This is a genomic window from Candidatus Thiodiazotropha endoloripes, from assembly GCF_001708965.1.
Classification (GTDB): domain Bacteria; phylum Pseudomonadota; class Gammaproteobacteria; order Chromatiales; family Chromatiaceae; genus Thiodiazotropha; species Thiodiazotropha endoloripes.
Genome location: NZ_LVJW01000003.1, coordinates 1,466,916 through 1,480,882, shown reverse-complemented (window position 1 = coordinate 1,480,882; position 13,967 = coordinate 1,466,916). Strand labels below are relative to the sequence as shown.

Below are 13,967 nucleotides of genomic sequence, written 5' to 3'. Positions count from 1 at the left end.
TGCATGAGTAGCAGCTTTGGTGCAGAAAAAGAGCTGATGGTCAATGGAACTGCCTATCAGATCTATCGTCTGGATGCGTTGGAGAATTCAGACCGACTACCGGTTTCGATTCGTATCCTGTTAGAAAACCTGTTGAGACATGAAGACGGTGTCACCGTTACCGCAATGGATATCAAAGCGGTTGCCAACTGGGATCCCCAAGCGGAGCCCAGCAGAGAGATTCAGTATCGGCCTGCCCGGGTTCTGATGCAGGATTTCACTGGTGTACCGGCGGTTGTCGACCTGGCTGCGATGCGCGATGCCATGGTCACACTGGGTGGCAGCGCGACCGATATCAATCCGCTCCAGGCGGCCGAACTGGTTATCGACCACTCGGTACAGGTTGATCACTTCGGCGATGCCAATGCCTTCGATCTCAATGCTGAGATTGAATTTCAACGTAACCGGGAGCGCTATCAATTTCTAAAATGGGGCCAGAGCGGCTTTTCCAGCCTCAAAGTCGTACCACCCGACACCGGCATCGTACACCAGGTCAATCTGGAATACCTGGCTCGGGTAGTCTATTCAGAACAGCGCGATGACAAACTCCTGGCCTTTCCCGATACCTTGGTCGGTACAGACTCCCACACAACCATGATAAATGGTATCGGGGTACTTGGATGGGGTGTCGGCGGTATCGAAGCTGAAGCCTCAATGCTGGGCCAGCCGATCTCAATGCTGGTTCCTAAGGTCGTGGGGGTCAAATTGGTTGGCAAGCTTCCTGAAGGCAGTCTGGCAACTGACCTGGTGTTAACCATTGTCGAACGCCTGCGCGAGCATGGTGTGGTAGGTAAATTTGTCGAATTCTATGGCCCCGCAATCGCCAAGATGCCGCTTGGTGATCGCGCCACCATTGCCAATATGGCCCCCGAATACGGCGCCACATGTGGTCTGTTTCCTGTCGATCAGGAGACTCTCGACTATCTGCGCCTGACCAATCGATCAGAGGATCAGATCGCCCTGGTAGAGGCCTACGCCAAAGCCCAGGGTATGTTTCACACGGCAGACTCCGCGGAGGCTGAATACTCTGAGACCCTGGAGATCGATCTCTCTGTAATCGAGCCCAGCCTCGCCGGGCCCAAGCGTCCCCAGGACCGGGTGCCGCTGAAAGATGCCAAGGCACAATTCGAGCAAGCTGTTGAGGCTTTCAACGGTGGAGAGAGTCAAACCGTCTCCACCAATATTGATGGTGCATCCACTGAAATCACCGACGGCGATGTTGTCATTGCGGCAATCACCTCATGCACCAACACATCAAATCCCAGTGTCATGATGGCAGCCGGTTTACTGGCTAAAAAGGCGGTTGAATCTGGGCTTTCAGTCAAACCCTGGGTCAAGACCTCCCTCGGACCGGGATCCCGGGTGGTGATGCAATACCTGGAGCAGGCCGGCCTGGACAAACCACTCGATACCCTGGGCTTCGATCTGGTCGGTTATGGCTGTACAACCTGCATCGGCAACTCCGGCCCATTGCCGGAAGAGGTCTCCAAAGCGATCAGCGATGGTGACCTGACGGTCACTTCGGTACTCTCCGGGAACCGAAATTTTGAAGGCCGTGTCCATGCAGAAGTCAGAATGAACTACCTGGCATCACCACCTCTGGTTGTGGCCTACGCCCTGGCCGGCACGATGAATATCGACCTGTATCATGACCCCCTGGGCATCAACACAGAAGGAGAACCGGTGTTACTCAAGGATATCTGGCCTAGCAGTAAAGAGATTGCTGAGGCGATTTCAGATAACCTGACCAGAGAGGGCTTCATTGCCAGTTATGCCAGGCTTTTCGACGGGGATAGCCGCTGGCAATCCCTGGAAGCCCCTGCCGGCAGCCAGTTTCAGTGGGATCCCGACTCGACCTACATCCGCCATCCGCCCTACTTCGAAGAGATCTCGCTCGATCTGGATCCGATTACCGATATCGAAGCGGCGCGATGTCTGGCGTGGCTTGGCGATTCAGTCACCACTGACCATATCTCACCGGCAGGCGCCATCAAAGCCGACAGCCCGGCAGGTACATACCTGACCGAGCTGGGGGTGAAAGCGGATGAGTTCAACTCCTATGGCTCCCGTCGTGGCAATCATGAAGTGATGATGCGGGGTACTTTCGCCAATATCCGCTTGCGCAACCGCCTGCTGCCCGAGAGTGAAGGCGGTGTGACCCGTCATCTGCCTTCAGGTGATGAGATGAGCATCTACGATGCTGCCATGCGCTACAAAGAGGAGTCCGTGCCGGTGATTGTGATTGCCGGCAAGGAGTACGGATCCGGATCCTCCCGTGACTGGGCGGCAAAAGGACCGGCCCTGCAAGGGGTACGTGCGGTAATTGCTGAAAGCTATGAGCGGATTCATCGTACCAATCTGGTCTGCATGGGCATACTGCCGTTACAGTTTCTACCGGGAGAGAGTGCGGATACCCTGGAGCTGACCGGTGAGGAACGATTCTTCATCCCTGACCCGGGAGAACAGACTGTCCACCGCATCACCGTCAAGGCGAGATCCGATAAGGGCAGTGAAAAGGAGTTCGACGTCACCGTGCGTATCGATACACCCAATGAAGTCGACTATTTCAAACACGGGGGAATCCTGCACTATGTGCTGCGCAAGATGGCCTCTGAAAGCAGCAAATAAAGGGATCCTCTGCACTGCAGCCAGTTGAGAATCGTTTGCCTCATCCAAGCGCGACTCTGCCTAACCTTTATTGGTTAGGCAGAGTCGAAAGGAGCGATTGACAGGCAAAGCCAGCCGCTTGTGGGTACAGGGGATAAAAATATATTAATCCCAATTATTAAATAATAACCCTATCTTTATGTTTTAATTTATTTTTCAAAACAAAGAAATCAGCCGACTTAACCCCTTACAACTCAACGGGTATAATTCCCGCCTTTCTAAGATTTCGTGGTACGTAAAAACATGCAACTCTCCTCACTCACAGCAGTCTCCCCCATTGACGGCCGTTATGGCAGCAAAACTGAAGACTTGCGGGCCATCTTCAGTGAATTCGGTCTGATCCGTCACCGGGTCAAAGTCGAAATCCGCTGGTTACAGGCACTTGCCGGCCACAATGACCTACTCGAAATTCCCACCCTGAGTGAACATGCCAACAATATTCTCAACGGCATTGTGGATAACTTCAGTGAAGAAGATGCCCGCCGGGTCAAGAACATCGAACGCACCACCAATCACGATGTGAAGGCTGTGGAGTACTTTTTGAAGGAGAAGATTGCCGGCAATGAAGAGCTTGAGGGCATCAGTGAGTTCATCCACTTTGCCTGCACATCGGAAGACATCAACAATCTCTCCCATGCCCTGATGCTGCGGGAGGGTCGTGGTCAGGTACTTCTGCCCTATGTCGATGAAGTGATCGAAGGGGTGAAATACCTGGCACAGCAACTGGCGGATCAACCCGTCCTGAGCCGCACCCATGGCCAGCCAGCCTCACCCAGCACCATGGGTAAAGAGATGGCCAATGTGGTCTACCGTCTGCAGCGCCAGAGAGAGCAGATTGCCGCTGTGCAACTGATGGGAAAGATCAACGGTGCTGTCGGTAACTATAACGCTCACCTGGCCGCCTATCCGGAAATCGACTGGCAGGCTTTCGCCAAGCAGTTTGTCGAAAGCCTGGGCATCAGCTGGAACCCCTATACCATACAGATCGAACCCCATGACTACATCGCCGAGCTGTTTCATGCACTCTCCCGGTTCAACACCATCCTGATCGATCTGTCCCGTGATATCTGGAGCTACATCTCATTGGGTTACTTCAAACAGAAGACCGTTGCCGGAGAAGTCGGCTCCTCCACCATGCCACACAAGGTCAATCCCATCGACTTTGAAAATGCGGAAGGTAATCTTGGTATCGCCAATGCCCTGTTCGGCCATCTGGCGGAAAAACTGCCAATCTCCCGCTGGCAGCGTGATCTTACCGACTCCACTGTACTGAGAAACCTCGGTGTCGGATTTGCCCATACCTCGATTGCCCTGCAGTCCCTGCTCAAAGGGCTGGGCAAACTGGAGGCCAACGGTGATGCCATGCTGGATGACCTGAACCAGAACTGGGAAGTCCTTGCAGAGCCGATACAGACGGTAATGCGTCGTTATGGCATCGAGAAGCCCTATGAAAAGCTCAAAGAGCTGACCCGGGGTCAACGCATTACCCCGGAAGAGCTGCAAACCTTTGTTGACGGTCTGGAGATTCCTGAGCAGGCCAAAGAGTCTCTGAAACGTCTGACACCGATGAGCTATATCGGCAATGCCAAAGACCAGGCCGCAGATATATAAGGATTAACTGTCAGGGGCTTTTAACACGAATCCAACATTCAATCCGCTACTACAGGTAGCGGATTGAATAGAGCCAATTATGTGTATCAGGCTTGCTGCCTAACATATTCAACCTCACAGCTGCCCCACTAACTTCGATCACTATGACCTTTTGGATTGATTCTCCTTGGCCACGCCTCTCCTTCGTGTTTGAAACATGAATTACATTACGCAGTTAAAAGATGAAGCTCAGAAAAAGCGAACATCTTCAGCATGCAGATCAGGTGAGGAGTCTAACTCCCCTCTCCCCATGCGGGAGAGTGGTTCTGAGTTGCTGACAATTTTTCTCACAGACCACCACTACTTTGCATGCTGAGTAAATGGTACCGAATCCATGATGAGGTACACTATGGGTATGCATTTACTTAACTTCCCAAAAAACATAGATACTGACAAATTTCTGACCAACTACTGGCAGAAAAAACCCCTCTTATTTCGCCAGGCACTGCCCGACTTCAAATGCCATATAGAGGCCGATGAACTGGCCGGCATGGCATGCGACGAAGAGATCGAATCCCGCCTGGTACTGGAAAAGCATGGTGCCACACCCTGGGAAGCACGCTATGGCCCCTTCGCCGAGTCACTCTTCGCTGAACTGCCTGAGAGTCACTGGACACTGCTGGTCCAGGATGTGGACAAATACATTCCGGAAGTGGCAGAGCTGTTGGACTACTTCCGTTTCATACCCGATTGGCGTCTGGATGACATCATGATCAGTTATGCGGTTGACCAGGGTTCGGTTGGCCCCCATACCGATGACTATGATGTTTTTCTGTTGCAGGCCAAAGGTTGCCGACGCTGGAAGATTCACACCCGGGCGGTTGATGAGAATGACTATATACCCGGACTCGACCTGCGCATCCTGCCCCAGTTTGAAGCGGAGCAGGAGTGGCTGCTGGAAGAGGGAGATATGCTCTATCTACCACCGAATGTAGCCCATTGGGGTATCGCCGAGGGTGAAGCCATAACCTGTTCCGTGGGGTTTCGTGCCCCGACCTGGCAGGATATCGCTTCGTCCTGGTTTGAGTCCTGGATCGAACAGCAACTGCCGAAGCAACGCTACCGTGATCCTGCGCTGAAACCACAAATCGCACCAGCGGAGATCAAACCTGTAGCACTTGAGGGCTTCAAAGCCAAACTGCAGAGCTGTCTGGATCGACTCGACCGGGATGAACGCTGGTTTGGTCGTCTGGTAACGGAAACCAAACCCCACCTGCAGGTTATTCCAGTAGAGCAGCCTCTTACTGAACAGACGTTTCTCAACCGATTCCGGGAACAGGCGATAATCCATCGCAACAGCCACAGCCGAATGGCATTCAGCCGCTATGAAAAAGATGGCCTGGATACGCTCTACATAAACGGCAACAGCTATACCCTGCCCAGCTCTTCCGGTGAGTTTCTCCCGGTCATCACACACTACCGGGATTTGCATTTCGGTTATCTGCAGGAGTGGCTTGAACAACCTGAATACCTGAGCCTGCTCTGCAGGCTCTACAATGAAGGACATTTTCTGTTCAGTGATGAGCACTGAATCCGCTTGAATCAATGAGATTGTCCAGGACAAGAAGCAAGGCTGAAAAAACGGCCCGCTGAAACAGCTGTATGGAAGCAGAAAGGATAGGAGTAATCATCAATGGCAACTAACGACTTCGCAATCCGCCAGGCGATATGGCCGGATGATCGGGAATTGCTGCGTCAGGTAAGAGAACCTGTATTCATCGAGGAACAGGGTGTCCCGGAGAGTATGGAGTGGGATGATGACGACATTATCGCCTATCACCTGCTCGCGCTGGACAATCAACAACAACCGATTGGCACGGCACGACTACTGGGCAGTGGACAGATCGGACGAATGGCTGTACTGGCCGACTGGCGTAATCAGGGGATCGGTACCGCCCTGCTGTTGGAACTGCTGCAACAAGCCAGCCGGGTCGGCCAGGATCAACTGTTTCTGCATGCTCAGACCTCAGCAGAACCCTTCTATGCGAAATTCGGTTTTATCGCCAAGGGAGAGATCTTCCACGAAGCCGATATACCCCATCGAAAGATGTTCTTCTCATTAACCGATCAACCCAGCGTTGATGATCTAAAACTGGCCACCCTGGGTAAAGACGATGAGCTGTTTCAATTGAACAGAGTTGAAGACCACCAGATTCACGCCGCATCGATGGTGAGACAAGCGAAACGTTACCTTTGCCTGTTCAGTTATGACCTCGACCCGATCGTCTATGACACCGATTCATTCCATGATGCCGTGAAGCAGCTTGCGATGCGATCGAAGTTCAGCCGGATTCGAATCCTGGTTCAGGACAATAGCCTTATTGTGCAACAGGGTCATCGTCTGGTTGATCTGGCACAACGCCTCCCCTCGGTGATCGAAATCCGCAAACCCTCCGATGAGCATCTCGATATAGAAGAGAACTTTATGCTCGCTGATGATTGTGGATACCTCTATAAACAGCAGGCATCCAATGTAATAGGCACTGCAAGATACAACAACCGGCACTTCGTAAGCCGGCTTCAGACGTTGTTTGATGAAGCTTGGGAGTACGGTGCTCCGGATCGTGAGCTGGCTCGGTTACATCTGTAGAATACTTTTTTAATTAGCCATATCCTTCACTTATCCTTTAACTAAAGAGAAAAAATCTTTTAGCACTCTACCAAACTGATTTATTTTAGATGGTCAGTATTTTATATCATCTTGAAATAACGCATTGAGAATTATCACAATACCAAATTAGCATCCAGGCCTACTTAATTGCTATTTGGTTAGAGCTTGCACATAGAGTACATTCTGACGAGTTTGTAAGGGTTTTCTTGTCTATCTACATCTTAATAATGAAAGGATTTGAAGAATACATTTCAAATGAAATCGCGGGGAACAATAAAAAGTTAAAACTTAATAAACAATAAGGATTATAATTAATTCCGTAAGATCGAATAAGATTTAGTTCAATGAAATCTCATGATTCAGGCATCTGATAAATCTTAAAAGCTCAACACCAGTCTTGTCTGAGTGATTCCCGATGCATTGCTAACCATTGAAGTGCAATAATGATACTGGTTGAGTTCGCCCGCCCCTGGTAGAGTTCGCCAATCGCCTCACCAGCATCCATGACAACAACCCGTATATCTTCACCTTCATGATCCAAACCGTGCACACCAGCGGCATTGGTTGCATCAACCTCACCACAATATAGCTTGATGCGGTCAACCGATATGCCTGGGCTGACGACAAATTCACAGATTCGTTTCAGGCGGCCGATCTCGCAATTGGCCTCTTCAAGGGACTCTCTTCTGGCTACCGACTCATCGCTTTCATCACCATCCTGCAGGCCACCAATGGTTTCCAGCATCCAGGGGGGATTCTGATATCCGGCCACACCGATTCGAAACTGTTCCACCAGCACCACCTTGTCCTGACGTGGGTCGTAGAGGAGAACAGATACAGCCCCGATATCCTCGATCCGTTCCCGAATGATGGTCTCACTCTCGCCCCCCATATAGAGATCATGTTTTAGGCGGTAGCGGTTGATTTTCAGAAATCCACGATAGGCCGGGTCGGTCTCAACGATCTTGAAGTTGTATTTCATTGAATAAGTTTCGCAATTCTGATGTCATCTCTATCCGGTAGCTGATCATTCAAGTACCGTTTAATAAAATACCTATGAAATGTGAGTAGATCCAGAACAGAATTTGGAGTTTCGCCTATGCGCGATTCATGTTTGGCCCCCCTCTCCCCCAGCACTTCTCTCACGATAGGAGAAGAGTGTCACTCCCTACAGATGTTGATGGGATAGCAGTAAGTTGAATTACAATCCCAATCATTTCAAATCAGCTTATGCTAAGAAATATCAATGTCTACTGGAGTTTAGTTTTTTGGATTTTACTTTAAGTTCCTTTGAACAAGGTTCACCAACTGATCCAAACCGATAGAGCACCACACATGTCACAATAGAAGTTTATTTTTTTACGACGTATTACAAAATGTAGTAATAGATTTAAAATATTGAAGACAGATATATATCCACACATTATTTAGGGAAATCACAGAGCCAATCCAACAGGTTATGCGAGGTGAGCAACCATCAAAGATAGGCATTGATGTGGTATCGTGTGGTTGTTTTCCAGTGGTTAATTGTAAGAATATTCAGTTATAAGACAGGACTCTTGATTATGCCTTTACCGGTTGTGGGTGTTACCCGTCCAAACTTCCTGGTACTAACCCCGATCTGTGTCTCTTTGGGTGTAGGAAGCGCACTTCTTTCTGGTTTTCCCATCGCCTGGGGAGTACTTGGCGTCGTACTGCTTGGAGCCTTGATGGCCCATGTCAGCGTCAATGCCCTGAATGAATATTTCGATTTTCATTCGGGATTGGATGCTAAAACCGACCGAACACCCTTTAGCGGGGGTAGTGGTACCTTGATTCTGCAACCGCATCTTGCACCTCAGGCATTAATCATCGGTACAATCTCCCTCCTGATTACACTGGCCTGCGGACTTTATCTGATACAGGTATCCGGCTGGGGGTTGCTACCCATTGGGCTTCTGGGCATTCTGATCATCATCAGTTATACCAGTTGGATCAATCGTTACCGCTTTCTGGTATTGATCGCTTCAGGTCTCTGTTTTGGCCCATTGATGGTAGTCGGCACCCACTACGCCCTGACAGGTCAGCTATCCATCGCCGCCGTGTTACTCTCACTGGCACCTTTCTTCCTGGTTAACAATCTTCTTTTACTGAATCAAATACCCGATATCGATGCTGACCGTAGTATCGGACGGAATAACTATGCTATCTCATTGGATGCGCCGAAAAGAGCCCGAGTGTTCTTGACTTTTACTCTTTCTGCCTACCTGGCGATAATTTCAGGGGTCATGCTGAATCATTTACCGGTGACCACCCTACTCTGTCTGCTGACCGCCGGATTGGTATACAAGATATATCAAGTCATAAAAGATGATACCCACGATCGGAATCAATTGATTGCAAGCCTGGGCCGGAATGTCATACTGACATTGATTACACCCAGTCTGATTTTTCTAGGCATCCTGATGGACACTCTATAGTCCTCATCCAACAACCAGGTCTGATCAACTCTAGAGACAGTTTGATATTGCCGCTCTGCTGGCACATGAGACCACACGAGCCAGAATGACCTTGTTTTTACGTGTCAGTTTGATCGTTGTTGCTTTTTGATCACTACCAAAGCCACCGATGGAGACACGATACGTCTGATCATCAGTCATCTGAATTACCTGCCTGACGAGTTTCTCTTTTTCATCGGATCCCACAGTAAAAGCAACCACCACATTGAATCGATCATTATCCACTGTATAGAAAGTACCCCTTTTCCTCCCTCCATTGGCAGGCTTACTGCGGTATTGGGTCTATTTATCTCAAGCTCTGCTGCATTGTTGATCAATGGAGAGAATGCCAATAGGCTGGCAATTACTGATTTCAGATATTTCACTTTAGGTCTCAATTTTGACTTAAGGGAAAAGGATGTTCGGATTTTGCCTCAATAAGGGCCGATCAAATTCGTGTTTACAGACACTGACCATAGGCCTCTGAGATGCGCTAAATCGAATTTTCTTAAATTGTGGGGCACCAAACTGCTGCCATACCCTTTACATTTACACATGCAATTTTTCATAGAAAATCACTTGGTTACCTATCTTCATTTGATCTTCAGGGTACCTACCATCGGTCCAGTCAACGCTAGGGTAATCCCCATCTTGTTACATCAAGGGGTTGTTGGAATCTAAAAACGGAGAACTAAACCGATCAGGGAGGTCAGCCATGATTCATTGTTCCACCAGATTTCACCAAAACACCAATCAAACGAAATCTACAACGAGCAGCAACAGCCGCACGGGAGGAATCAGCGACGAATAAAAATAGAGAACTACGCCAATGATGCTCAGAAACTTGGAATACTCATTGAAAACAGTTCGCCAGAAGAGATCATTCAGATACTCAAAGTCCAGATGAATTAACAGGTTGTCATCACCAACATCCTGAAACAAGTAGCTTATCTGACCTGTCTCTCGTCCTTCCCCTTTGAATCCGCGCCTACACGCGGATTCTTATATTTACTAACCTGTTGTAATTATTCAGTTATACAGGATAACCCTAGCTAGGGGGATTCCCATCTACAGATCCTTATTGATAAATAGTTTAATTGATTCAGGCAAGCTCAATCTTCATTCAGGGATCAGTAATCCAATAACACATCAAGGAGTAACACATGGGCTTTTTCAGTAAGATAATCGATCGAAACTCCACCAGAGTCGATATGGGGAACCGGAATGGTCCCTTCGGCATGAAATTCAATACCGGTAAAGTTGTACTGGATGCCAGAGGTGGTAACGACAAAATCCATGTCCACCAGAATATGGATGGTTCGGTTAAAGTCAACGTCAATGGTAAAGATTACAATTTTACCGCTGAACAGGCGAAAAACCTGGTCATCAAAGGCGGCAGGGGCAATGACACCATTACCATGTCCGGATACCAGCTCTATGGACCAAAAACCAGCATCACAATCGATGGAGGTAAGGGAAATGACACAATTTACGGCAGCTGTGGCGATGACAAGCTGATTGGCGGTAAAGGCAACGATAAAATTTATGGTGGTGGTGGCAACGATTACATCAATGGCGGTAAAGGCAGCGACAAACTCTATGGTGGCTGTGGCAATGATCGTATTGTCGGTGGTAAAGGCAACGACACCATCAAAGGCGGTTGTGGCAATGACTCGATCAGTGGCGGCAAAGGTAACGACACCATCGATGGCGGTTGCGGCAATGACAATATCCAGGGGAACAAAGGCAGAGACCGGATCTTTGGCGGCTTTGGCAACGATACCATTCATGGTGGCAAAGGCAGTGATACCATTTACGGCCAGTGGGGCAATGACCTCATAACTGGCGGTAAAGGCAACGACTATATCGATGGTGGTAGCGGAAATGACCGAATTCAAGGCAACAAAGGTGATGACCATTTACGTGGTGGATCTGGCAACGATATCATCCATGGCGGCAAAGGCTGGGATCGTTTGGTGGGCGGTTATGGCAATGATTACCTGAATGGGGGTAAGGGCTGGGATCGCATCATTCAAGGTAATGATGACCAGGTTTCCACCATGCCGGTCGGACCAGGTATGATCCTGAAGCCTATTTCGGCCCGGTAACAAACAACAATCTCTCCCACCTGGATATTTCATTTTGTCATCCCCGTTAAAGGTGAAATATCCGGGCTTATTCACTGCTGGTACACTCTAAAACCCGCTATCGACTACAATATTTGTGGGAAGTGAGTCTATCTATAGCCGCAAATGAACGCTAATCAGCGCAACCATTCAATAATAGAAATTCAGCACTGATGATCAGAATCCCCATCTTCCCTGTGAAGGATGGGATCCGGGAATCACCATCATGGATCCCAGTATCCGCTTAGAAGATGAAGGGTTATACATCAGAACCCACACAAATAAGCAGCAACAACTAAAAAATCAGGAGAGATTGTATATTTTATGAAACTTTCAGGCAGATCGAAGTCGAAACTATTCAGTAGTTTTCAACAATGAAGCAATCCAAGGTTTGCAATGACCTGAAAACTCTGAATCCAAGATCTGAAACACAGACAGGATTTCAAATTTCAGACAATAGAAACAATGCCAAATAAGGAAGTTATCGATGCCTCTATTAATCTCACTGCTTCTTCTCATGCTGTCGCTTGGCACCCAAGCCGAAGAGATTCCAGAGAATGAAGTATTAACGCTTGATGATCCGATACCCGGATCACTCTACCTCGAATTTACCGATGCGGATGATCTGCTGCCAAAAATCGGTGATTTCAAAATCATCAGCAGTCTTTTCATGAGCAATCAACTGGGTGAACGCTGGGCGACTATGACTATTCTGAACCAATCGTCATCCCAGCGCCTGTTGGATCGGAAGTATATTGTTGCCCTGTTCGCAGATGGTGAAAAAAGACATCCGGTCGATATCGAACATACCTTTTATGGGAAGGAACAGATCACCCTGATCATCAACTTTGGTAAGAGCAAATTCCCAATCCTGCGTACCGAAGTTAGAAACTAATTTGGCTTACCTGCCACGTAGAAAAGCACGCAGCATAATCCACACGAAGAGGATTCCACCGATCACCGCCAGTAGTCCACCGATCCCCATAACCCCCATCGACGCTTTTGCCCAGACACTCTCCAGGCCCTGTGCTGTTCCTGCTGTTTTGCGCTGAATACCCATCATGCCGGATGCTGCCAGACCACTGATATGCAACAGTTGGCCAATACCATAGATCCAGGGTTGCAGCTCAACCATCCGGCCTTTGGGCAATGGGTAGCCCAGCTTGGGCAGTAGAAGATATCCCAACCCCATCAGAGCTAGAGTCACACCGACGATCGATCCATGATAGTGGGCCGGGATCATGGTATTGAGACCGGAAATAAAGAGTGCCAATGCACCACCGGAGAAGAAAAGCAGCAGAGACATCCAGAGTGCAGCACGCAAAGGTTTATATTCAGAGTTTGAACGATCGGCACGAATCAATCCACTGAGTATCAAAAAACCTGCAGGGATTACCGCGAGACCTCCTCCATATTTCATCAAATCGGTAAAGGCCGACCTTGACTCAAGGCTCACTGTTTCATGAACCATATAGATGACTGGCGTGAACAAAACTGGCACTACACCAATCATCAAAATCCACGCATACCAACGTGAACTCCCCGGAAGTGTTACTCCACTGGCGCGTGCCAGGAGAATCCATGCGAGAATAACCAACTGAGTATAAGCGAACTGTAAGCTGTGTCCTGCCCCCCAAAACAGATACTCATAGTAGGCCTGTCCCTCCACCTCGTCAGGCATCTGAAACCAAGCAATGAGTAGAGCCAGTAAGGAGATTACGATCGCCAGTGATACAGTCCAGCTGGCCAGACCAGGGATATCAGGTCTATTACCCAACCACTGTCTCGGACGAAAGTTGCCCAGCCGAATCAATGCCTGCAGGGTAATGCCGATTCCAAACAACCCCAGCATCAGGAAAAAACCTGGACGCTGTAGAACCGGTACATAGTTATTCATCAATGGAGCGCCATCGCCTAAAAAAGCGGAGACGGCTATACCCAGTGCACCACTGAGTGCTGATAGATAAGCGACCGATTCAACAATCCGCAACCTGTTCTCATCCGGTGAGGTCAGACACCAGACCAACGCACTCATCGCCAGGAACCAGATCAGTACCGATTGATCTACGTGTATCACCAGGGCGGTTTTAAAAAAATCAATCCAGATAAAAAAGGCTTCACTTCCAGGAACCCGGGAAAGGACCAGCAACAGTGCAAACAGACCCGCCAGTGCCAGAGCCAATACACCCAATTGCAACCATCTGAGTGCCAGCTTTTGTCTGCGCTCACTCGCTGCCTGTAGTGCAAAATCCTCACATTCGGAAGGAATCAACGCGAATAATCTCCAGTTAGGATTGAGAGGTTAAGCCCGGTAAAAGAAAACAGTAATCTGTACACGATTGGTAAGTCGGCGCCAAGAGGCTCAACCGGCACCTACTTCCACCATATCAGAGTACC

The 13,967-nt window shown here is 49.0% G+C and carries 10 protein-coding genes; 7 read left to right on the top strand and 3 right to left on the bottom strand.

What is annotated here, in order from left to right; genetic code table 11:
* Positions 1-3: 3 nt before the first annotated feature.
* The 4 genes from acnA to A3193_RS06635 all read left to right on the top strand — a co-directional run bounded on the left by acnA (position 4) and on the right by A3193_RS06635 (position 6,946).
* A complete protein-coding gene (gene acnA, locus A3193_RS06650) occupies positions 4-2,667 on the top strand; it encodes an aconitate hydratase AcnA (protein ID WP_069014372.1) in 2,664 nt (887 codons plus the stop codon).
* Positions 2,668-2,949: 282 nt separating this feature from the next.
* Positions 2,950-4,317, top strand: a complete 1,368-nt coding sequence (gene purB / locus A3193_RS06645; RefSeq protein ID WP_069005650.1) for an adenylosuccinate lyase — start codon at positions 2,950-2,952, stop codon at positions 4,315-4,317.
* Positions 4,318-4,705: 388 nt separating this feature from the next.
* Positions 4,706-5,887: a cupin domain-containing protein gene (locus A3193_RS06640; RefSeq protein ID WP_201258777.1), complete on the top strand. Its 1,182-nt coding sequence runs from the start codon at positions 4,706-4,708 to the stop codon at positions 5,885-5,887.
* A gap of 102 nt (positions 5,888-5,989) precedes the next feature.
* Positions 5,990-6,946 carry a GNAT family N-acetyltransferase gene (locus tag A3193_RS06635; RefSeq protein ID WP_069014371.1) on the top strand — a complete coding sequence of 319 codons (957 nt, stop codon included), beginning with the start codon at positions 5,990-5,992 and terminating at the stop codon, positions 6,944-6,946.
* Between the two features lie 406 nt (positions 6,947-7,352).
* Here A3193_RS06635 and A3193_RS06630 read toward each other — a convergent pair whose 3' ends face one another.
* Positions 7,353-7,949, bottom strand: coding sequence for an NUDIX domain-containing protein (locus A3193_RS06630; RefSeq protein WP_069005652.1), 597 nt, complete (start codon positions 7,947-7,949; stop codon positions 7,353-7,355).
* 583 nt (positions 7,950-8,532) lie between these two features.
* Here A3193_RS06630 and A3193_RS06625 point away from each other — a divergent pair.
* Positions 8,533-9,426 (top strand): prenyltransferase, encoded by an 894-nt coding sequence (locus tag A3193_RS06625; protein WP_069014370.1) that lies wholly within the window; start codon positions 8,533-8,535, stop codon positions 9,424-9,426.
* A gap of 30 nt (positions 9,427-9,456) precedes the next feature.
* Here the strand turns inward: A3193_RS06625 and A3193_RS20770 are convergent, their stop codons facing one another.
* Positions 9,457-9,606 (bottom strand): hypothetical protein, encoded by a 150-nt coding sequence (locus tag A3193_RS20770; protein ID WP_155523056.1) that lies wholly within the window; start codon positions 9,604-9,606, stop codon positions 9,457-9,459.
* A gap of 1,001 nt (positions 9,607-10,607) precedes the next feature.
* Between A3193_RS20770 and A3193_RS06610 the strand changes: the two genes are divergently transcribed.
* Both A3193_RS06610 and A3193_RS06605 read left to right on the top strand, forming a co-directional pair.
* On the top strand, positions 10,608-11,552 hold the full coding sequence (locus A3193_RS06610) for a calcium-binding protein (protein WP_069014368.1): 945 nt from the start codon (positions 10,608-10,610) through the stop codon (positions 11,550-11,552).
* A gap of 505 nt (positions 11,553-12,057) precedes the next feature.
* On the top strand, positions 12,058-12,465 hold the full coding sequence (locus A3193_RS06605; protein ID WP_069005657.1) for a hypothetical protein: 408 nt from the start codon (positions 12,058-12,060) through the stop codon (positions 12,463-12,465).
* 6 nt (positions 12,466-12,471) lie between these two features.
* Here A3193_RS06605 and A3193_RS06600 read toward each other — a convergent pair whose 3' ends face one another.
* Positions 12,472-13,842 carry a cbb3-type cytochrome c oxidase subunit I gene (locus tag A3193_RS06600; RefSeq protein WP_235614915.1) on the bottom strand — a complete coding sequence of 457 codons (1,371 nt, stop codon included), beginning with the start codon at positions 13,840-13,842 and terminating at the stop codon, positions 12,472-12,474.
* Between the last annotated feature and the right edge of the window lie 125 nt (positions 13,843-13,967).